The organism is Rufibacter psychrotolerans (assembly GCF_016924645.1).
In the GTDB taxonomy this organism is placed as follows: Bacteria; Bacteroidota; Bacteroidia; order Cytophagales; family Hymenobacteraceae; genus Nibribacter; species Nibribacter psychrotolerans.
The window spans coordinates 21,905-43,665 of record NZ_JAFFJV010000009.1; the positions used below are offsets into that span (position 1 = coordinate 21,905).

At 56.8% G+C, this 21,761-nt stretch carries 17 protein-coding genes; 12 read left to right on the forward strand and 5 right to left on the reverse strand.

The features are described 5' to 3' along the window. Window positions 1–326 precede the first annotated feature (326 nt). The 4 genes from JT718_RS09220 to JT718_RS09235 all read left to right on the forward strand — a co-directional run bounded on the left by JT718_RS09220 (window position 327) and on the right by JT718_RS09235 (window position 5,868). Entirely contained in the window at window positions 327–2,663 is a 2,337-nt protein-coding gene (locus JT718_RS09220; protein ID WP_205501982.1) for a T9SS type A sorting domain-containing protein, read from the forward strand. 128 nt (window positions 2,664–2,791) lie between these two features. Further along, entirely contained in the window at window positions 2,792–4,003 is a 1,212-nt protein-coding gene (locus tag JT718_RS09225; protein ID WP_205501983.1) for a CaiB/BaiF CoA transferase family protein, read from the forward strand. 90 nt (window positions 4,004–4,093) lie between these two features. Next, window positions 4,094–4,774 carry a hypothetical protein gene (locus JT718_RS09230; protein ID WP_205501985.1) on the forward strand — a complete coding sequence of 227 codons (681 nt, stop codon included), beginning with the start codon at window positions 4,094–4,096 and terminating at the stop codon, window positions 4,772–4,774. A 14-nt stretch (window positions 4,775–4,788) separates the two neighbouring features. Next, complete coding sequence (locus JT718_RS09235; RefSeq protein ID WP_205501986.1) at window positions 4,789–5,868, forward strand: NAD(P)H-dependent flavin oxidoreductase; 1,080 nt, start codon at window positions 4,789–4,791, stop codon at window positions 5,866–5,868. 82 nt (window positions 5,869–5,950) lie between these two features. On the opposite strand, the gene JT718_RS09240 is transcribed toward JT718_RS09235, so the two are convergent. Both JT718_RS09240 and JT718_RS09245 read right to left on the reverse strand, forming a co-directional pair. Further along, window positions 5,951–7,855, reverse strand: a complete 1,905-nt coding sequence (locus JT718_RS09240) for an ABC-F family ATP-binding cassette domain-containing protein (protein ID WP_205501988.1) — start codon at window positions 7,853–7,855, stop codon at window positions 5,951–5,953. Between the two features lie 122 nt (window positions 7,856–7,977). After that, window positions 7,978–8,382, reverse strand: a complete 405-nt coding sequence (locus JT718_RS09245; RefSeq protein WP_240337013.1) for an SPW repeat domain-containing protein — start codon at window positions 8,380–8,382, stop codon at window positions 7,978–7,980. 154 nt (window positions 8,383–8,536) lie between these two features. On the opposite strand from JT718_RS09245, the gene murI reads away from it, so the two are divergent. The 4 genes from murI to JT718_RS09265 all read left to right on the forward strand — a co-directional run bounded on the left by murI (window position 8,537) and on the right by JT718_RS09265 (window position 12,876). Next, window positions 8,537–9,355, forward strand: a complete 819-nt coding sequence (gene murI / locus JT718_RS09250; protein WP_205501989.1) for a glutamate racemase — start codon at window positions 8,537–8,539, stop codon at window positions 9,353–9,355. Window positions 9,356–9,443: 88 nt separating this feature from the next. Next, a complete protein-coding gene (locus JT718_RS09255; RefSeq protein WP_205501991.1) occupies window positions 9,444–10,076 on the forward strand; it encodes a Cj0371 family chemotaxis-regulating polar lipoprotein in 633 nt (210 codons plus the stop codon). 231 nt (window positions 10,077–10,307) lie between these two features. Then, entirely contained in the window at window positions 10,308–11,489 is a 1,182-nt protein-coding gene (locus JT718_RS09260; protein ID WP_205501993.1) for a glutathionylspermidine synthase family protein, read from the forward strand. Window positions 11,490–12,345: 856 nt separating this feature from the next. Beyond that, window positions 12,346–12,876, forward strand: a complete 531-nt coding sequence (locus JT718_RS09265) for a flavodoxin family protein (RefSeq protein ID WP_205501994.1) — start codon at window positions 12,346–12,348, stop codon at window positions 12,874–12,876. Here the strand turns inward: JT718_RS09265 and JT718_RS09270 are convergent. Further along, window positions 12,869–13,471, reverse strand: a complete 603-nt coding sequence (locus JT718_RS09270; protein WP_205501996.1) for a DUF1801 domain-containing protein — start codon at window positions 13,469–13,471, stop codon at window positions 12,869–12,871. The genes JT718_RS09265 and JT718_RS09270 overlap by 8 nt on opposite strands. A 311-nt stretch (window positions 13,472–13,782) precedes the next feature. Continuing rightward, entirely contained in the window at window positions 13,783–14,229 is a 447-nt protein-coding gene (locus tag JT718_RS09275; RefSeq protein WP_205501997.1) for a DUF6640 family protein, read from the reverse strand. A 233-nt stretch (window positions 14,230–14,462) separates the two neighbouring features. Between JT718_RS09275 and JT718_RS09280 the strand changes: the two genes are divergently transcribed. The 3 genes from JT718_RS09280 to JT718_RS09290 all read left to right on the forward strand — a co-directional run bounded on the left by JT718_RS09280 (window position 14,463) and on the right by JT718_RS09290 (window position 18,781). Continuing rightward, on the forward strand, window positions 14,463–15,740 hold the full coding sequence (locus tag JT718_RS09280; RefSeq protein ID WP_205501999.1) for a replication-associated recombination protein A: 1,278 nt from the start codon (window positions 14,463–14,465) through the stop codon (window positions 15,738–15,740). Window positions 15,741–16,396: 656 nt separating this feature from the next. Then, window positions 16,397–17,161 carry a family 1 glycosylhydrolase gene (locus JT718_RS09285; protein WP_205502001.1) on the forward strand — a complete coding sequence of 255 codons (765 nt, stop codon included), beginning with the start codon at window positions 16,397–16,399 and terminating at the stop codon, window positions 17,159–17,161. Between the two features lie 48 nt (window positions 17,162–17,209). Then, window positions 17,210–18,781 (forward strand): SDR family oxidoreductase, encoded by a 1,572-nt coding sequence (locus tag JT718_RS09290; protein ID WP_240337014.1) that lies wholly within the window; start codon window positions 17,210–17,212, stop codon window positions 18,779–18,781. A gap of 151 nt (window positions 18,782–18,932) precedes the next feature. Here JT718_RS09290 and JT718_RS09295 read toward each other — a convergent pair whose 3' ends face one another. Further along, window positions 18,933–19,523 (reverse strand): hypothetical protein, encoded by a 591-nt coding sequence (locus tag JT718_RS09295; protein ID WP_205502002.1) that lies wholly within the window; start codon window positions 19,521–19,523, stop codon window positions 18,933–18,935. A 347-nt stretch (window positions 19,524–19,870) separates the two neighbouring features. Here JT718_RS09295 and sppA point away from each other — a divergent pair, with 347 nt between their 5' ends. Then, entirely contained in the window at window positions 19,871–21,640 is a 1,770-nt protein-coding gene (gene sppA, locus JT718_RS09300; RefSeq protein WP_205502004.1) for a signal peptide peptidase SppA, read from the forward strand. Window positions 21,641–21,761 lie beyond the last annotated feature (121 nt).

Sequence of the window (21,761 nt, forward strand, 5' to 3'; positions counted from 1 at the left end):
GAAGGGATATAAATATGTTTGTATTTAAGTAAGAATGTTTTTGTGCTCTATATTGAAAGTGCAATTTGCTTGTAACTAGTCAAAAATGCTCTCGTTAAAGAGAGAAGAAGTAATAAATAGAAGATTACTAAGGTATTTAGAAAAAATAAAGTTAGAGACATATGAAACATACTATACTTTCTCCCTTTCTTCTCTCTGGTTAGTGAACGCATAGCTCTTTTCCAGTTGCTTTAACCAGACTATCCCCTCTCTCCCGGACCTATTTATACGGTCCCAGGATTATAGCGTCTTATCTCAATCCAATTTTGCTTTAAATTCTTCCGATCATGAAAAGAACTATACTTTCATGGGCTAGCACCCTTTTGCTCATATTTTTGGGATTCACGTACCAGGCGCAGGCGCAATGTGCCGGTACAAAATCAGATGAATGTTTTGATTTTAATTTCAAAGGTATTACCCGCAACAGCAACGGTACCGTTACCCTGGCGTTTGGGGTAAAAGTAAACTGCAACCGCGACCTGAGCCACGCCTCCTTTGAGTTGCCCCGGGGCGTGAAGGCCATCTCTGCCACCGGTACTTCCGGCTACGAGAACGGTACCAACAATCCTTTCTATTCCATCAAGTTCAATGTGGGCTCTGGGTATAAGAACGGCAAAACCGCCAACTTCTCTTATACCATAACCGCAGAAGATTTCAGCAAAATGACCTCCCTCAGAGCCGAGGCCAAAGCCTCTACCACTGTGGGAATGGTGTCGTTTGATCCTAAGGCCTGCGGGGTTACCGGCGGCAACACCGGTGGCGGTAACGACAACGGCAACGGCAACGGCAATAACGGTGGCGGCAACGGCAATAATGGCAACGGAAACGGTAACGGAGGCGGTAATAATGGAGGCGGCAACGGCAATGGCGGCGGTAACAACGGCAACAACTGCAAAGACTCCCAGCCCAGACCTATTGAAGGTCCGGCCAATCCTTGCCCCGGAGATGAGGTAGAATACTCCATCAGAAATGAATACACTTCCTATACCTGGGATGTGCCAAGAGCCCAGAGCGGTGCCCCGGTAGTAGGCTGGAGCATTGTGAGCGGCCAGGGTACCAACCGCGTGCGGGTGAAAGTAGGGATGAAGAACGGAACCATGAAAGTGACCGTGAACCATGCCGTCTGCGGTACCAAGGTGGCCACCATGCCAGTGAAACCAGGCAACGAAGTAGCAGTGTCCATTGACGGAAGCAACAGCTTCTGCCCCGGCGATGTGCTGGTGTTCAAAGCTTCGGCCAGCCAAGGCAAAGGAAACGGCAACGGAAATGGCAGGAAATCTTCCTACGACTACCTATGGACCGTTCCTTCCGGATGGACCATTGTTTCCGGCGAGAAAACCAACACCTTAATTGTGAAAGCAGGCAACGCTGCCGGTCAGGTATCAGTAGCGGTGGCCAGCAACGCCAAAAAGAACAAGGCCGTCTGCGAGGCCGGGGAAGCAACCATTGCGGTAAACCGGAAAGCCACCTGCAGCCCTTGCGCCAAGCCAGACCTGGATGTAGAAGCCCCAGCCGTGGTGTGTGCCTCCGGCGACAGAATCTACAAGTTCGGGGTTGACAGACCAGATCCTACCGGCCGGGTGAAATACCAGTTCTTCCTGCCAGAAGAGTTCCAGATTGTGTCACAGGGTTACGGCTACGTGAACATCAAGGTAAATGACGCCAAGCCAGATTCCACCCTGTTTGTGACCGTGGTGGCCGTAAATGGCAACAACTGCGGAGCCGAGGCGGTTTGCCTGCCCGTTGAGGTGGAAGATTGCCCCACAGGACCATGCGACAGACCGGTAGTAGCCCTGGTAGCCCCAGACACCGTGTGTAACCTGGCAGAAGAGGCCACCACCTTCCGCGTGGCGAACCCAGAACCCGGCGTGACCTACGTGTTTGACCTGCCAGAGAACTTCCTGGTGATTGACGAAGGCCCAGATTATGTATCTATCATCGCGGTGTTGGATGAATCAGAACTTGGTCAGCCGCTCACCATCAGGGTAACCGGTTCCAACGAATGTGCCAGCGTGGCAGACGAGGAAACCGTGATTGTGACTGAGTGTGAGCCTGGTAACCCGCTGCCGGTAACGCTGGTAAGATTCAACGGAGCCTCCAGAAACGGCGCGGTGGAACTGACCTGGAGCACTGCCTCTGAAATCAACAACGACCGGTTTGAGATTGAGCGCAGCCTCAACGGACGCGACTTCCTGAAGGTAGGCCAGGTGAAAGGCCACGGCAACTCCTCGGTACTGGTAGACTACGCTTTCACAGACCGTAGCGCCGCCGCCGGAACCGTGTACTACCGCCTGAAACAAGTAGACACAGACAACGCTTTTGAGTACTCCAAAGTGATTGCGGTGAAACACAACGCCTCAGGAGCCAGCGCGGCCGCGGTGAGCGTGTTCCCTAACCCGGTAACCGACGGCAACGTGAGCATCCGCTTCCAGGAACTGGTGCAGGGCAATGCCACCATCCGCCTGGTAGACATGAACGGCAGAGTGCTCCATAGCCAGGAACTGAACAGCGTAGGGTCTGAGGTGCCAATGAACCTGAGAGGCCTTAACCTGAAAGCCGGGGTTTACATGATCTCCATCACGGCCAACGGCCAAAGCACTACCCAACGGATTATGATCCGGTAAAAGAAAATGGATTGATAGGATGCCGGGCAGGCAGCGACCCTTGGTTGCTGCCTGCTTTTTTTGTGGAATAGCCCGGGTTTCCATTTCCCGGTTTTTTGGCCATTTTTGGGAAAACTACTCAAAAACACATGACAGAACAGAAAGGGCTTTTTCATGGCCTTGTTGTAGTAGAGCTGGCCAGTGTGCTGGCAGGGCCCAGCGTGGGGCAGTTCTTCGCCGAGCTGGGAGCCCGGGTGCTCAAGATCGAGAACCTGAAAACCCACGGTGATGTCACCCGGCGCTGGAAGCTGGCCACTGAAGACCCTGTCCAAACCATATCGGCGTACTTTGCCGCCGCCAATTGGGGCAAAGAATCGGTCTGCGTAGACCTGTCGGCGGCCCCCGTGAAAGAGTTGATCCACAAAGTGGTGGCGCAGGCAGACGTGGTGCTGGCCAGCTTTAAGCCCGGCGATGCCCAGAAACTCCAGATGGACCATGCCACCCTGGCGGCCCTAAACCCAAGGCTGCTGTACGGGCAGATCACGGGCTATGGCAGCGCCCAGCCCCGGGCCGGCTATGATGCGGTGTTGCAGGCCGAGGCCGGGTTCATGTACCTGAACGGGGAGCAGGGAGGCCCCCCGGTAAAGATGCCGGTGGCCCTCATTGACCTCATGGCCGCCCACCAATTGAAAGAAGGGTTGCTGGCCGCGCTCTATGTGAGGGAGAAGACCGGGCGGGGGCAGTTAGTAGAGGTGTCTTTGCTGCAAGCCGCCATTGCTTCTCTGGCCAACCAGGCTACCAACTACCTGGTCGCCGGCGTGTCACCGCAGCGCATGGGGTCGGAGCACCCCAACATAGTGCCCTACGGCACCATCTTCAGAACCGCCGACCAGAAACAAGTGGTGCTGGCCGTGGGCGATGACCGCCAGTTCCGGAATCTGTGCGAAGTGCTGGGCGAACCCGCCCTGGCCCAGGATGCAGCCTTCCAGACCAACACCAAACGGGTGCTCCACCGCGATGCCCTGAACGTCCGGCTGGCCCACCTGATTTCATCCCAAGACCGGGAAGAACTGCTGCAGAGGCTCATTGCCCACCACGTGCCCGCCGGAGCGGTACATGACGTGCCCGAGGCTTTGGGGCAGGCGCTTGCCCAGGCCCAGTTGCTGCCCAACGAGGCCGGGGAGCCCAAAGGTGTCCGGCAGGTGGCCTTTGGCGGGGAGGCGTTTCAGCCGTTGCGGTTGGCCGGGCCGCCGCCCTTGGGAAGGCATACCTGGGGCGTTCTGCAGGAGTGGGCGGGCGCCTCTGCACAGGAACTGGCCGAACTGGCCCGCAGAGGCCTGGTTTTTCCGGCTACCCAGTAAAAACAGTAACCTAAAGGCCGGCGGGTGGGTACTACTATAGATGCCTCTTGCCCCCGGCGCAGAAAGCATGTACCACGAAACACTGTATTGATGGAAGATCGGATAGAGTCAATCTTTGAAGGTTTGCGGCAAAAGTCTGCTACCAAGCAGGCTATCTTCAGGAACACCAAACAAACCTTTGAGCAGCTGCGGGCTTGCTCCGTAGAATTGGTGAAAAACCTGAAAAACCGCATTGCCGAGGTAGAAGACAACATAGTGATTGAGTACCGAAGCGTGAATGAGTTTGAGTTTCATGTGAAGTTTTCGGGAGACCTGCTCGTGATTGTGATGCACTCCAATGTGATCACCCTGCCCGAGGACCATGAGCTCATGAAGAGCCGGTACGTGGAGGAAGACTTCCGGCGGCGCTTCTTCGGGCACATCATGGCCTACAACTTCATGGCCGATTCCATAAAGTACAACCGCCTCAACGACCCCGGCTACCTGCTGGGGCGGGTGCTCATCAACATTGACAACCATTTTTACCTGGAAGGGGTGAAGCAACTGGACCTCACCTACCACGACATGGCCAAAAACAAGATTACCCCCGAGACGCTTCGGTTGTTTGTGGAAAGTGCCATGGTGGCCTCGGTGAACAATGACCTGGTGGCGCCAGATGTGGATGAAATCCGGAAAATAACCGTAAAACAGAAGCTGGAAGAACAGCAGGTGAGCACGCCCCAGAAAGTGGGCTTCGCGTTCAGTTACCAAAGAAAGCCAAACGTGTACTAAAACCCATCCCTGCAATGGAATGGCGGAACAGCCTAACGGATTTGTTGCAGGTAGCTTATCCGCTGATGCAGGCCCCCATGCTACACATCGCCACGCCCGCCATGGTGGCGGCCGTCTCCAATGCCGGTGCGCTGGGTTCCTTGCCCGTAGGCGGCCAAAGCCCGGAGCGGGTGCGGACCTTGATCAGGGAAGTAAAGTCGCATACCGCCAAGCCGTTTGCCGTTAACCTGTTCGCCCATCCTCATCCGGGCCAGGTAGATCCTGCGCAAGGTGCCCGCATGCACCGCGTCCTGCGGCTAATTGGGGAGGGCTATCAGCTGGAGTGGGAGCAACCCGCCCTGGAGAACCTGCCAATCTTTCTGGCGCAGGACCAAATCCCCGTGCTGCTGGAAGAGAAAGTGCCGGTGGTCAGCTTCACCTTCGGGGTGCTGGAGCCTCAGGTGTTAGATGCCTTCCGGAAAGCAGGGGTTGTCACCATGGGTACCGCCACTTGCCTGGATGAGGCCCTACGGTTGCAGGAGCAAGGCGTTTCGGCGGTGATAGCGCAAGGCACGGAAGCCGGTGGGCACAGAGGGGCCTTCCTGAACCCCGAGGCCCCGCCCCAGATTGGCCTGGCCGCCTTGGTGCGGGGAATTGTCCGTGCGGTGCGGGTGCCCGTGATCGCCGCCGGTGGTATTATGGATGGGGCCGGCCTGGCCGCCGCGTTTGCGTTAGGCGCGCAAGGGGTGCAGCTGGGGAGTGCCTTTCTCCGGTGCCCCGAGAGTGCCGCCCCGCCAGCCTACAAAGCGGCCGTGGCAACCAGCCAGGACCAGTCTACCGTGCTCACCAAAGCGTTTACCGGCCGTTGGGGCAGGGCCATCCGGAATGAGTTTACCCGGCAGATGGCTCCGCATGAGGCCCTGGTTTTGCCCTATCCGGTTCAGGAAGTCCTGACCAGGGCGCTGCGGGAAAAGGTAGGGCCCGAGGATGTCGCCAAGGTGTTCCCGCTTTGGGCCGGACAAGCCGCGTACCTGGCCCGGGAGCTTCCCGCTAGCCAGATTGTGGCCGCGGTGCTCCAGGAAGCGGAAGCTATTTTGTGGCCAGATTTCCAATAACTTACCTAAACGCAGCGGGTCCGTTTACGGGGTATTTTCTGAAAAATACCCCGTAAACGGACCCGCTGACGCGAACGTGTTTTTACACAATCTCGGCTAACTCCAGCCAGCGTTCGGTCTTGGCCTCCACGGCATCGTTGATTTCCTGGATGCGTTGGGCCAGTTCGGCCAGGCGTACGTGGTCGGCAGTGCCGCTGTTCATCTCCGTGACCAGGGTTTCTTTTTCGCTTTCCAGGGCTTCAATCTCCTGTTCCAGCCGCTCGTACTCCTGCTTCTCTTTGAAGGAGGCTTTGCGCTTGGTACCGTTGTCGGCGGCGGGGGCGCTTGCGGTGCCTGGAATTGGGGCAGCGGCCGGTGCGGGCTTTGCTGCCGCCTTGGCGTCGGCCTCGGCTTTCAGGGCTTCCTGCTCCTTGGCCCACTCGCGGTAGTCGGTGTAGTTGCCCGGGAAGTCGCGCAGGTGGCCGTCTCCCTCAAACACAAACAGGTGGTCTACCAGGCGGTCCATGAAGTAACGGTCGTGCGACACGATGAGCAGGGAGCCGCCGAACTGCAGCAGGAAGTCTTCCAGCACGTTGAGGGTGGGAATGTCCAGGTCGTTGGTGGGCTCGTCCAGGATCAGGAAGTTGGGGTTCTTGATCAGGACGCGCAGCAGTTGCAGGCGGCGTTTCTCGCCCCCGCTCAGCTTGCTCACGAACGTGTATTGCTGGGCCGGCGGAAACTGGAAGTGCTGCAGGAACTGGCTGGCGGTAATGGTTTCGCCGTTGGCGGTTTCAACCACTTCGGCCACTTCCTTCACCACGTCAATCACCCGCTGGTCTTCCTTGAAGGTTAACTCGCTCTGGGTGTAGTAGCCGAACACCGTGGTCTGGCCGGGGATGATCTCGCCGCTGTCAGGTGCCAGGCGGCCCGTGAGCATGTTCAGGAGTGTGGTCTTGCCGGCGCCGTTGGGGCCTACAATGCCCACGCGGTCCTGCTTCCGGAAAACATAGCTGAAGTCTTTCAGAACGGTCTTCTCGCCGAACCGCTTGGTGAGGTGGCTGATCTCCAGGATCTGGTTGCCCTGGCGGGTACTTTTCACCGAAAGCTCCAGTTGGGTGCGGGTGTCTTTCTGGCTGGCTTTCTCCTTGATGTCATAGAACGCGTCTATCCTGGACTTGGACTTGGTGCCGCGGGCTTTGGGCTGGCGGCGCATCCACTCCAGTTCTTTTTTCATGAGCTGGCGGGCCTTGTCCACCTCGGCGGCGTTGGCTTCTTCCTGCTCGGCTTTCTTTTCTACGTAGTAGCTGTAGTTGCCTTTGTAGGTGTAGAGTTGGCCGCGGTCCAACTCGGCGATCTCGTTGGCTACCTGGTCCAGGAAATACCGGTCGTGGGTGACCATCAGGAGGGTGGTCTGTTCGGTGGTGAGCAGGTTCTCAAACCATTCAATGGTCTCCAGGTCCAGGTGGTTGGTGGGCTCGTCCAGGATCAGCAGGTCGGGTTCCTCAATCAGGACCCGGGCCATGGCCACGCGCTTTTTCTGCCCGCCAGACAGGTGCTCTACCTGTACGTCCAGGTTCTGGATGTCCAGCCGGCCCAGGATCTGCTTGGTTCTTACCTCATACTCCCAGGCGTGCAGGGTTTCCATGCGTTCCATCACCTGCTGCATGCGGGCATCGGAGGTGGTGGGGTCGGCTACGCAGGCTTCGTACTCCCGGATGGCGTCCAGGACCTCGGTTTGGCCCGAGAAGATGGCCTCCTGCACGGTGGCGCCGGCCGGAAACTCGGGCTGTTGCCACAGGTAGCCCACCCGCAGGCCGCGGCGCAGGCTCACGGTACCGTTGTCGGGGGGCATGGTGCCGGCCAGTACTTGCAACAGGGTGGTCTTGCCGGCCCCGTTGGCCCCAATGAGGGCCACGCGCTGCCCGCGGTTAATGCCAAAGGTAAGGTTCTGGAAAAGCCAGCGGTCGCCGAAGCTTTTAGAGATAGAATCTGCTGAAAGGTAATTCATGGGGCAAAGGTACGCAAACAGAAAGGCGTATGCCAGACGGGCGGCAAAAACAAACGGGCACAAAAAAAGGCCGGGACTAGCCCAGCCTTTTCTGCTTTAACTCAATTCTTTACAGACTACCCTTAGTGGGTGTGTCCGTGGTTCATGGTGCCTCTGTATGGCTGACGGGTGGCAGCACCGTGTTCTGGTACTACGCGGGTCATCAGGGCCTCCAGGATAATCATTACACCCACAATCAGGTGAGGTAAGTAGACATATTCGTCAAAATTGAAGATCCAGGGAGACACGGCCAGGAAGGCACCAATCAGGTAGTCCATGTTCAAGTGCATGTTCATGGACAAGGCCCGGAACATACCCACCTCAAAGTTGGTCATGAGGGCTTGCAGGATAATCACGGCACCCACAATGATCGGCACCCAGGTTTCGGCACCGCCTCGGTCAAAATCCAAAATGAATGGAGCCGCAATCAGAAGAATACCCACCAGATAATCCATGATCCCGTGGGCACGGGTTGATAATACTTTCATTTTTATTCCTCCTATTTTAGTTTCAACTTGTATGGTCTTTTACGCCCATAAAAACAAGGATGTTGCGGAAAAGTACAGTTTAATTTTGTATTATAAGAATATAGGTGTTTTTACGGATGAGCCCGGGTCGGCTTTTTCTATACAAGTATAACTCATGACGAAAGCTGAAAAACGCGAGCGCCCTCTGGGCGTGTTTGATAGCGGGATTGGCGGTTTAACCGTCGCCAAGGCCATAAAAGCGCACTTGCCCCAGGAGCAGTTGGTGTATTTTGGAGATACCGCGCACCTGCCCTACGGCGACAAATCAACGGCGGCCATCCAGGCGTATGCCGTCAAAATTTGCCATCTGCTCCTGAAGCAGAATTGTAAAATTATTCTCATTGCATGCAATTCCGCCTCGGCGGCGGCCTATGAGCTGGTGCGCGAATACGTGGGCAGCAAAGCCCACGTGTTAAATGTGATTGACCCGGTAGTGGCCCACGTGGCCCAGCAATTTGCCGGCCGCACGGTGGGCCTCATTGGCACCAAGCAGACCGTGCATTCCAACGTGTATAAGAAGAAGATAGAGGACCTGGACTGCGGCGTGCAACTCAAGTCGCTGGCCACGCCCTTGCTGGCCCCCATGATAGAGGAAGGCTTCTTCAACAACACCATCTCAGAGAGCGTGATCCAGACCTACCTCTCAGACCCGGCTTTGGACGGCATTGAGGCCCTGATTCTGGGCTGCACCCATTACCCTCTCATTAAAGAGCAAATCAAGGCCTTTTACCAGGACAAGGTAGCCGTGCTGGACGCCTCAGAACTGGTGGCCCGCCACGTGGGGCAGGTGCTCACGCAATTAGACATGGCCGCCGAGCGTTTACTAGGCGAACCCCACTTCTACGTGTCTGACTACACGGCCTCTTTTGAAGCCTCTACCCAGCTTTTCTTCCAGAAAAAAGTGCACCTGGAGCATTATCCGTTGTGGGAGTAGTAAGAAACAGGGCTTTTCCGCGACCTATTCTGTAGTTTAGGTGTACTTTTACAAAAACAAGCCCAAAATGGCTTGCGTATCTCATACTATGAAAAAGCGTTATTTCCTGATTGGTGATTTCTCGCGCAACGTGTTGTTGGTGAGCGCCGCCGCCTGCCTGGGCCTGACCTCCTGCTCAGACAACCGCTCCGCCCAGAATGAAACCTCCACTGAGTGGAACGCCGGCGAGAGCGCTCCCAAATACAGCCAGGGCGTGATCACTGAGATGACCGAGGTGAGCCCCGACAACTGGAAAATCACCGATGAGCGGCCCGCCCAGGCAGGGCAGGTCATGGCCATTCTCAAGCACAACAACGGCCAGGTAGACACCCTGCAGGGCCTGGAGCTGGAGCGCCGCATGCAGGAATACACCCAGGCCAACCCCACCAACGGCAGCGGCTTTAGCATGATGAACGTGCTCATGTGGAGCGGTATTGGCTACATGGCCGGCCGCATGATGTCGCCCAACCCCAGGTATTACGCCAACCCCAACACCATGCAGCGCACCGAGGCCTGGCGCCAGCAGACCGCCGTAGAGCGCAGCCGCGGGGCTCAGGCGTTCAGGGGCACCACCGGTACCTACAGCCGCCCGGCCGCCGCGCCCGGCAACGTGCGGTCCACCGCGCCCAGCAACAGCCGCTCAGGCACCTTCGGGGGCAGATCCGGTGGGTTCGGCAGCTAAGGGCAGCACCAATTGCCCGCTGGTTCCCCAGGGGAATCGCCCCAAAGGCAAGCCTTGCCGTGCCCGGGCTTTAGCCCTAAGAGGTTTGTTCCTGCACCTGCGGCCACTGCTCACCCATAACGTAAGACGTATTTTATTTGCCAGCTCTGTTTCAGGCCCTTTTCCCCAAAAATCGGCTTAAAACGCTGGTGCTTTCCTAGTACAGAACCAATCATCTTAATTGCCACCGCTATGCCAGACCAGACGCTTCCTGTAAAACTTATGCCGCACCACGGCGATGTAACCCAGATGGTACACCAGATGGGCTGGGAGTGGGTAGTAGAAGAAGAGTGCCAGACGTATCTTTCGGGCGAGGCAGTGGTACTGCCCCAGGACGCGGCCGACGAGTTGCTGGAGGCGGCCTCCACGCTGTACCAGATGATGACCGAAGCCGTGCCCGATGACCTGCCCGACGACTTCCTGCGCAAGCTGGGTATCCACGAAAAGCTGTGGCGCGCCATCCGGCACTCCTGGAACGATGAACGGCACTGGCACCTCTACGGCCGGTTTGACTTTGCGCAGACGCCAGACGGCATGAAGCTGCTGGAGTTCAACGCCGACACCGCCACCTCCATCCCCGAAACGGCGGTGGTGCAGTGGGCCAGCCTGGCCGCCGCCGGCAAGCACCAGAGCCAGCAAGCCAATGGCCTGTACGAGGCCCTGGTAGACCAGTTCAGGACTTGGCAGGGCCTGAATCCAGAATTAGAGCCGGCCGTGCTGTTTGTGTACCTGGGCGGCAGCCGCGAGGACTACACCAACTGCGAGGTGCTGGCCGAGGCCGCCCGCGAGGCCGGCTTTGACACGCACATCTGCGCCGCCGATGAGATGCAGGTGTCCACCCTTGGCGCCGAGCGCGGCATCTGGGCCCAAACCGGGGCCGAGCAGTGGCGCCGCTTTCCGTTCCTGTTCAAACTGGTGCCCTGGGAGCTGTTTGTGGAGCTGGAGCCAGACCTGTGCGCCGACGTGATTGACCTGCAGTTCAGCCGCACCGTGGTCATCGCCAACCCCGCGTACGCGCTCATCTTCCAGAGTAAAGGCTTTCTGGCGTGGCTGTGGCAGCAGTTTCCGTACCATCCCTTGCTGCTCCGCACCGAGTTTGAGCCCTTTTCGGGAAAATCGGTGCAAAAACCCTATTTCGGCCGCGAAGGCCAGAACATCCAGGTGCGGGATACCTCAGACGTGGCTTCCACCCAGGGCGAGTACGGCCACCAACCCCACATTTACCAGGCCTGGGCCGAGCTGCCGCAGGACGCGCAGGGCTACCGCTACCAGGCCGGTGTTTTCTGGGCCGGTGAGGGCTGTGCCATCGGGTTCAGGCGGGAGCGCGGCATCATCACCAATTTGTCGCAGTTTGTGGCGCATGTGGTGGAGTAAGGGACGAGCTTCGGTTGTGTTGGCTGCAGCTTGACAGAATTCGTTGCTTCCGCTGGTTTGACCAGCGTTTGGGCTGTTGCGGGCGTAGCTAGCACTTGTCTATGGATTTATTAACAAGATTGTTTCATCTTTTCTGAAAAGCGCTCACGGCCGCGGGGCCCCGTCTTTGCCCCTCGCACTGCCCTTGCGGCCCACCGCTGCAGCCTATTCTTAGTTTCTGTTCTTCAAAGGCCACAAGCGAGGCGCTCGAGCCAAAGACTGGAATCGGGATCTTCCAGCTGTGGACTTGCATAGCAACGGTGATGCTAATCATTGTGCTAGACCCTCTCTTCCTATGGCGCGGATTTACTTCCGTGCCTTACGTTCGAAAGGCACGGAAGTAAATCCGCGCCATAGTTCGGAGTCAATAGTTCGGGCTAAGGACAAGCACCCGTCCGTTTCTTCCGCCCTTTCAAGATAGGTACACAGGGTTCAAGTCTGTGACTTGGACCTATCATGAAGGCAGTTTGCCACTGCCGTGATCCACTTTGCCGGCCGCTGGCGCGAGCTTGCAGCTCGTGCCTTCAGTAGCTGATCTTGTTCAAGTTCTTCCTCTGTGGCACATATTTTAATATAGTATGGTTCAAGCAACAGACTATGGTTCAAGTCTGTGACCTGAACTTGCCATGAGGGTAGTTTGTAACTGCCGTTAGGCGATACCCTCAACCACTGCATCCAAAGCAGAGAGTACTGCTGCAATTATCGCTTCTCGCAAAATCAAAGGTATTTCCCGTAAAACAGGAAAGAAACAAAGCCAGAATCTGGCAGAAGAGGGCAGAAGTCTATATGTAGCGAGCTCGCGTACGTAAATAGGCGTATGGATGCACACCCACTTATTCTGCTGGCCAGTGCCCGGCCAGACAGCGATACCCGGCGCCTGGTGGAAAAGGTCTTCCAGGAGACACCGCACCAGATCCTGGACCTGCGGGAGCACACCATCAGCCCGTACTCCTATGAGAACGAGTACCCTGCCCAGGATGATTTCCTGGCGGTCATAAACCGGGTGCTGCAGTATCAGGTGCTGGTGCTGGCCACGCCGGTGTACTGGTACGCCATGAGCGGACTGCTCAAAACCTTCTTCGACCGCCTCACCGACCTGGTGACCGTGCACAAACCCCTGGGCCGGAAGCTCAAAGGCAAGGCCCTATTCCTGTTGGCGGTAGGTGCCGACGCTGAGTTGCCCGACGGATTTGAGGTGCCGTTCAAGCTGACCGCCAAGTACCTGGGCATGGCATACGGGCGCAGCCTCTATGCCTCCACCGAGGAGGTGGAAACCGATCTCTACCACCTGGGCGACCACCGCGAGTTCCTGCGGGAAATCCACGACAGCGGGAGGGGACTTAGCTGAACTTTTTGCCTTCAGAGATGCGCTCCACGGTTTTCAGGATGCGGTTGTCGCGGGTTTCGGGGCGTTTGGCCTCGGTTACCCAGCGCACGTACTCTTTGCGGTGGGTGTAGGCTAATTTCTCAAATTTCTCCAGCTGCTGGCTTTCGGCTAAGGCCTGTTTGAGGTCCTCCGGAACCACAATGACGTCCCGCTCTGCGGATTTTGCCGCGGTCCCGGCTTTCAGCTGAGTGGCGGCCCGCACGTACTCCACCAATTTTTCTTCCGGCACCTGGTCCGCAGCGGTGAACTTGATGCTGCGCATGGTTTTGGCGTCCAGGCTTTTGGTGAACAGCTGGTGCGGGTCGGGCAGGAGGGCGCCCTGGAAGAAAGAAAGGCTCACGTGCTGCTTGAAGATGCCCAAGCCGCAGACCATGCCCGGCCCGGGTTTCTCGTACACGGGCACGCTCCATTTCCAGGTGGCTTTCAGCTCGGGGTCTGCGGCGGCAATGGCAGTCCTGATTTTCTCGCAGATGGGCTGCGCAAAGGCGGGTGCGCTTTCAAAAAAAGTGGCTAACTTCTGTTCTATCTGCTCTGCGCTGGGTTTAGTGGTGGCCATGGCTGGGTGTGTTTGGGTTTGGGTAAGGTATGATGGAGTGTGTGGGACTGTTTTGGGGCAAATTTCCTGAAAATAAAGAAAAAACAGGAGTTACCAACGCGCGGCCCTGCACCCGGCCACGGTAAACAGATTTTCGGGGAGTGACCCGGGGAACTTCATGTTGAAGCAGACCTCGTGCCGCGTGGTTTTGCCGTCTTGGGAGAAGGGAAGGGCAGGGACCGCCCAGTTGCCCTGCACGTTCTGGTAGCCCACTCCTGAAACTGGCCCTGCCTCCCTGTTCGGCCGCCTGACCAGCTGGCGGATCTGGCGTACTAGTCTAAAGCGGCGTTTGGGTTGGAGTGCTTCTTGCGGGCCAGCAGGTACCCGGCCCCCAGGCCCGCCAGCATCAGGAGCGAGAACGGACCCTCGTTCAATTTCAAAGGACCCAGGGAAGGAATTTTCTCCGGGAACTCCGCGTCCATGCCCCTGGCGCCGGGAAAAGCGAAGCTGCCGACCTGCGCGGCGTAAAAGAACGCGGGCAGCAGGGTGGCGGCCTGCAATTGCGTCTCTTGATCGCCCGTTTTTTTCCGGAGCAAATACAGACTGGTGCCGCCCAGCAGGGAACCCAGCAAAATGGTCATGGCATCATGGAACTTGGCGTGGGGAGTCCAGCGGGGATTGAACAGATGCGTTTTGTTCCAGTCCATCAGGAAACCGCCCACCGTGGTGAAGCCGGCAATGGACGTGAGCAGCGTACGGCCCAGGGTAGCGTTCGTCATAGCTTATAAAAGTGAAAACCAATAGTGAAGGGTACGCAGGCGAGGGCCGGTAGTTGGGAGGCAGGTTGCCGGCCCTCGCCTTCAACCGGGCTTTCCCGCAGGGAACCAGGCGGGCGCGGGTTTTAGGGCAGTTTTCGCCAAAACAGGCCCCAAACAATGCCGGAAAGAAAGTAACTTAGCCTTTTGTTTCGGCCTAGGCAGTAGCGGAGGCTTTCCCTTGAAACCAGCGTACCATGTTCCAGTCAACCAAGGCTCCCTTACCGGAGCGCATGCGTCCCACAAACCTAGACCAATACGCCGGCCAGCAGCACCTGGTGGGCCCCAAAGGCGTGCTCCGGCGGTACATTGAGGCCGGCATGGTGCCCTCCATGATCTTCTGGGGACCGCCGGGCGTGGGCAAGACTACCCTGGCCGGGATCATTGCCGGGCAACTGAAAGTGCCGTTTGTGGCGCTCAGCGCCATTAATGCCGGCGTGAAAGACGTGCGCGAGGTGATTGAACACGCCCGCAAGCGGCAGGGAACGGTCTTGTTCATTGACGAGATCCACCGGTTCAACAAATCGCAGCAGGATGCTTTGTTAGGGGCCGTGGAGAAAGGGATTGTGACCCTGATTGGCGCCACCACCGAGAACCCTTCTTTTGAGGTGATTCCCGCTCTGCTGTCCCGCTGCCAGGTGTACATTCTTAAATCGCTGGAGAAGCAGGAACTCATTGATTTGGTTCAGAAGGCTCTCACGGAGGATGAGATCCTGAAAAAGCGCGAGATTGAGGTGCAGGAATATGAGGCGCTGCTCACTATCTCGGGCGGTGATGCCCGCAAACTGCTCAACCTGCTGGAGATTGTGATTGACGGCAGCGGCCAGGCCAACGGCAAAGTGGTCATCACCAATGACGTGGTAAAGCAGATTGCCCAGCAGAACCTGGCCCTGTATGACAAAGGCGGTGAGGCGCACTATGACATTATCTCGGCGTTCATCAAATCCATGCGCGGCTCAGACCCCAATGCCACGGTGTACTGGCTGGCCCGCATGATTGAAGGCGGGGAAGACCCCAAGTTCATCGCCCGCCGGATGCTGATTATGGCCTCGGAGGACATCGGGAACGCCAACCCTACCGCTATGATCATGGCCAGCGAGTGTTTCCAAGCGGTGCAGGTGATTGGGTACCCAGAGTGTGATATCATTATCTCGCAGACGGCCATTTACCTGGCTACTTCCCCTAAAAGTAATGCCGCGTACAAGGCAATCAGGGCAGCCAGGGCGTATGTGCGGGAGCAGGGCAGTCCGCCGGTGCCGCTGCACTTGCGTAATGCACCTACCAAGCTCATGAAGGAGATTGGGTACGGCCAGGAATACAAGTACGCGCATGACTACGAAGGCAGCTTCGTGCCCCAGAACTTCCTGCCTGATGAGCTGAAAGGCACCATGTTCTTCAACCCGGGCAACAACGCCCGCGAGAATGAAATGCGCAAGAACCTGCGAAACCAGTGGGAAGGGTGGTACCGGTACTAGAGCAGCAATCATCATTCAGTTCCTAAGAAAATCCGTTTTAAGGTTCGTTTGCTAAAAGCGGCCTTAAAACGGATTTTTCTGTTTGTCCCTCCTTGATGGTACTAAGCCATTATACCCCACCTATGAGGGTGTCCTGCCCATTGGTTTAAGGTAAACCTCTGAGGGAAGGCTCCTTTTTATAGTTCTAAAATTGCTGAAGACGCTCTGGTTTAAGGAGCCTAACCTTTCTTTGAAATTTTCCTCTTCCACGGAAATCTGGTAAACCAGCTTAATCCTAATTGAGTTTTGAAGGAGTAAGTCTCTCTAAATCAGATGACAGGCAGCGAGTACCTGTAGTTTATCAAAAAAGTTAAAAATACCTATCAAATTCAGCTTAACTACGGGGTGTTTTATAGATAAGTACTATTTCTTTGGTGTAGATACTTGAATTCTTCCAGTTTCTAAACTATGCCTCTACCTACCCGTAATTTTTTCAACCAGTACTTAATTACAAGCTAAGACTGGGAAAAAATCTTATTAATTCTACAACCAGCTTTGACTGATTGCCCGGTGGGTAGATAGGAATTGTACCATAATCCTTCTCGCATCAGGCAAAGACAAGTTTATAATTGGCTAATAGTAAACCTGTCAGGAGCTCAGAGCCTAACACTACAGATATGGAGAAAAGTGATAACCTGAACCCCGCTTACCCCGAAGTGTGGGCCGGTCTGGAATGTACCGTGAACCGGGTGGGCGATGAGTACATGGACCAAATGCAGCTCAATGGCCACGCCATCCGTGAAGAAGACATCGCCCTTTTTGCCTCCATTGGCGTTAGTAAAATGCGCTACCCGTTGCTGTGGGAACTTACGGCTCCTGATGGGCCCGCCACCGCTGACTGGTCCTGGGGAGACAGACGACTGAAACTGCTGCAGGAACATAACATTACCCCGATTCTTGGCCTGGTGCATCACGGGAGCGGACCGCGCCACACCAACCTGGCAGACCCCAAATTCCCCGAAGGAGTGGCCGAGTACGCCCGCGCCGTGGCAGAAAGATATCCTTGGCTGGAATACTTCACGCCGGTAAATGAGCCTTTGACAACCGCCCGGTTCAGCGGGTTGTACGGTGTCTGGTACCCCCACGGCCGCGATGGTTACACCTTTGGCTTAACCTTGCTGCACCAGTGCAAAGCCACAGTTTTGGCCATGCGCGCCATTAGGGAGGTGATCCCCCATGCCAAACTGGTGCAGACCGAAGACCTGGGCAAAACCTATAGCACGCCTTTGTTGGCGTACCAGGCCGCCGCCGATAACGAGCGCCGCTGGGTGAGCCTTGATTTGCTTACCGGGAACCTGTCGCCGGAAGATTCCATGTGGAAGTACTTTGTGGACAGCGGCATTCCGGAAGAGGACCTGCAGTGGTTCCGGGATAATCCCTGACCGCCTGATATCATTGGCATCAACCATTACCCTACCAGCGAGCGCTACTTGGATGAGAAGATGGAAGGGTTTCCGGAGTGGTCGCACGGCGGAAACGGTATTCACCACTACGCTGATGTGGAAGCCCTAAGGGTAAAGACGGACGATCCGGCCGGTTTCTACTCGGGCCACAAGGTATTGCTGCGCGAGACCTGGGAACGCTACGGACTACCTATTTCCGTGACCGAGGTGCATATCTGCGGAGCCCGTGAAGAGCAGATCCAGTGGTTCAAGCACGTGTGGGATTCCTGTACCGAGCTGAAGCAGAATGGAGTGAATATAGTGGGCGTGGCCGCCTGGTCTTTGCTGGGCACATTTGACTGGGTGAACCTGGTTACCCGTGCCGATGGCTTCTATGAACCGGGCGTGTTTGACGTGCGCGGGCCTAAACCAAGACCTACCGCCCTGGCTAAGATGCTGACCCAGCTGGCCCAGGGTAAAAACTACGAGCACCCGCTGTTTCAATTGCCGGGTTGGTGGCAGCGGCCCGACCGGTATTTCTATCCGTTCACCCCAGAAAACCTGGAGGAACACTCCCAGATTTTCCTGCGGCGCGAGGAAAGCCGATTCGGGCGAGGCACCAAAGCCTACTGGCGCCTGAACTGGAACCCCATCTATGAAACCGAGACCATTCCAGACGGAACCGGCCTCACCGAGGAACAGGTACACCACCTGGAAAACACCACCCGTCCTATTCTCATCACCGGGGCAACCGGCACGTTAGGCAGTGCGTTTGCCCGACTGTGCGGAGACAGGCACATCCCGTACCGGTTGGTGGGCCGCAAGCAGATGAACATCACCGATCCGTTTTCCATTGAGCGGGCCATCAACTACTACCAGCCCTGGGCGGTGATCAACGCGGCAGGCTACGTGAAAGTGGATGACGCCGAGGACAATGCCGAAGCCTGTGATCTGGTAAACGCACACGGAGCTATGCTGCTGGCGGCCACCTGCCAGAAGCGGGGCATCCAGTACCTGACCTTCTCCTCTGACCTGGTGTTTGACGGCCTCAAGCAGCAACCGTACCTGGAGAGCGACGCCGTGAACCCCCTGAACGTGTATGGCAAAAGCAAAGCTTTAGCTGAGAAGTACGTGCTGGACATGCACCCCAACGCTTTGGTGGTGCGCACCAGTTCTTTCTTCGGGCCCTGGGACGAATCCAACTTCCTGACCTTGATGCTCCAGCAACTGCTGGCAGGTAATTCCTTCCTGGCGCCGGAAGACATCATCATTTCGCCCACCTACGTGCCTGATTTGGTGAATGCCTGCCTGGATTTGCTGGTAGATGAAGAATCTGGTATCTGGCACCTGACCAACGAGGGCGAGCTCTCCTGGGCAGATTTCGCCCGGAAAGGAGCAGAACTGGCAGGACTCAACCCAAGCCTTATCCAGGGTTTTTCAGCCAATGAATTGCAAGGGCAACAGGCACCCAGACCGCGGTACAGCGCCTTAAGCAGTGAGCGGGGCCAATTGCTACCTGCTTTGGAAGACGCGCTCATGCGCTATGTCAACCGGATGAAGCTCTCCAACAGAATTGCCTTAAGTGCCGCCCAGGTTTTAGGGCCGGTTTCAGAAAAATGAGCCCCAAACAGCATTGTATGTCCCCCAGAGCATGGGAATGCCCTTCTTCTTTGAGGAAGGGCATTTTGTTATAGGCATGGCAAAAGCAATTGGCGCGGGTTCTGGGCCCGTTTTGCAGAAAGTAGCCTTAAAACAGAACCTCAAAAAGAGGCTACTCCTTTACTTTGTCTTTTAGCCAATAGCGCACCCCCACCGACAGGCTCATGATGTTGGGGTAGCCCGGCACAAAGGCGGTGGAGAAATCCACGCGGTCAGAGAGTTGGTAGTTGTACTCAAACTCACCGGCGTACCAGATCATTTTGTATTGCCACTTGTCGTCGGGGTCGCCGCCAAAGAACGAGGTAGACAGGTTGTAGCCTTCCAACTCAGACCAGTTGCGGCGGTACACCAGCGTGGGCCCTATGCCGCCGTTGAGCGAGTGGCGCCCAATGTCAAAGATCACCGCCCGTACGCCCAGGTGGGTGAAACCGGCAAAGCGCATGGCGCAGTCGGCGTACAGGGCTTGGATGGCCTTGAAGGAGAACTTGCCCGGCACAAAGAACTGCTCATACCCCACGCTGGCGCCCACGTTCACCACAAAATAGCCCTTGCCGTCTGGGTTGAGCGGCATCAGGTCGGCGTTGTCATCTCCCTTGGGGTGCAGCGTAAGCCCGAAATACTTGAAATTAAGGTTACGCCGGTGCTGCGCCGGGGCGGCGAGCGACCCAATGAGCAGGAGCGCGAAGAGTATCCATCTGTTCATGTTAGCCTATATACGGCAGTGGCGGCAATTGGCTATCCCGGCGGGCGGACACCCGGTAGAATAGCCCGCTCTGAAAGCCAGCCGCAAATATCTTAAATAGAGGCAAGATGCCCAGGCTTTTCGGGCCGAAGAATGGAAAAACAGCCCCAAATCGCCCGCCAGAAAAGGCTAAAAACAAGGGCCAGCTCGTTCTTCCTGCAACGGCAGCGGCGGAAGGGTTGGTTTTGGCAGGCCTGGCGGTTAACTTAGGGCAGCCAGAAATTGCCTGTAAGAATTCCTGCCTCTGTACGACCAATAGAGCAACGTCACCGGGCAAGGCTGGTGCTGATTTTTGATCTACCTGATTTATGCGACAATTCTTTAAGTTTGTACTGGCCACCCTAGTGGGCCTGTTTTTATTCATGGTGCTGGGGTTTGTGCTCCTGCTGGGCATTGCCGCCGCCGTTTCTTCTGATGACACCGTCTCCATTGCCGAAGGCTCGGTGCTGGAGATCAAGCTGAGCCAGCCCGTAGTGGAGCGCTCACCCCGCAGCCCCTTCGCTGACATGGGCCTGGGCGAGGTGTTCGGAGAGCAGGGCATAGGCCTGGACGAGATCAAAGCCTCCATCCGCAAGGCCAAGGCCGATGATAACATCAAAGGCATTTTCCTGAACCTGGACCTGCTGCAGGCCGGCATGGCCTCAGTAGAGGAAATCCGGAACGCCCTGCTGGACTTCAAGAAATCCAAGAAGTTTGTGGTGGCCTACAGCGAGTTCTCTACCGAGAAGGCCTACTACCTGGCCTCCGTGGCCGACCGGTTCTACCTGAACCCGCAGGGCACCTTGGAGTTCAACGGCTTAAGTTCTGAGGTGATGTTCTTCAAGGGCACCCTGGAAAAGCTGGACCTGCAGCCCTACATCTTCAAGGTGGGTGAGTACAAGAGCGCCGTGGAGCCGTTCATCCTGGACAAGATGAGCGAGCCCAGCCGTGAGCAGACCCAGTCGTTCCTGAACTCGCTCAATGACTTTATGCTCCAGAACATTGCCAAGGCGCGCCAGAAAGAGGTGGCTTACCTCAAGAACGTGTCAGACTCCATGCTGGTGCACAACGCGCAGGATGCCCTGCGCCTGGGCATGGTCACCCACCTGGGCTACTATGACGAGGCCACCGATTTTATGAAGAGCAAAACCGGCGTGAAGAAAGACAAAGAACTCAAGCTGGTGAACCTGGGCACCTACCGCAAAGCCGCCGACCCCGAGAAGAAGGAAGGCTCCTCTTCCAACAAAATTGCCGTGATCTACGCCACCGGTGACATTGTGACCGGCAAAGGCAGCAACGAGACCATTGGCGGACAGGGCATGTCAGAGGCCATCCGGAAGGCGCGCCTGGACAAAAACGTGAAAGCCGTGGTGCTGCGCATCAACTCGCCGGGCGGCAGCTCCCTGGCCTCCGACATAATCTGGCGCGAGGTGATGCTCACCAAAAAGGTGAAGCCCATCATCGCCTCCATGTCTGACGTGGCCGCGTCGGGCGGGTACTACATTGCCATGGCCTGTGACACCATTGTGGCGCACCCCAACACCATTACCGGCAGCATTGGCGTGTTTGGCATGATGGTGAACTCAGAGAACTTCCTCAGAAACAAGCTGGGCATCACCACCGACCGCGTGAAGACCGGCAAGTTCTCAGACATCCCGTCGGTGACGCGCGCCATGACGCCGTACGAGAAAATGCACATCCAGCGCGAAGTGGAGCGCATTTATGAGGACTTTACCACCAAAGCCGCCAAATCCAGAAACATGCCGGTGGCCGAGCTGAAGAAAGTGGCCTCGGGCCGGGTATGGTCGGGTATTGAGGCCAAGCAGCGCGGCCTGGTTGACGTGCTGGGCGGCCTGGAGGAGGCTATTGCCATTGCCGCTAAAAAGGCCAAGCTGGGACAAGGCGACTACCGCCTGCGCCAGTTGCCGGCCCAGAAAAGCTTCATGGAAGAGCTGCTGTCTGACACCGAGACCCAGATGAAGACGTACGCGCTGCGCCAGGAACTGGGCGCTATGTGGCCGTACTACCAGCAGTACACCCGCGTGATGCAGCTACAGGGCATTCAGGCGCGCCTGCCGTTTGAGCTGGAAATCCAGTAAATGGCCCAGAAACAGATCCTGAAAAAGACTGCCCACCCGGCAGTCTTTTTTGTTTTAAGGCCAGGCCGCTTCCCGGGTTTGCCGTTTTTTTCCGACCTTGGCCCCGCCATTAAACGCCTGT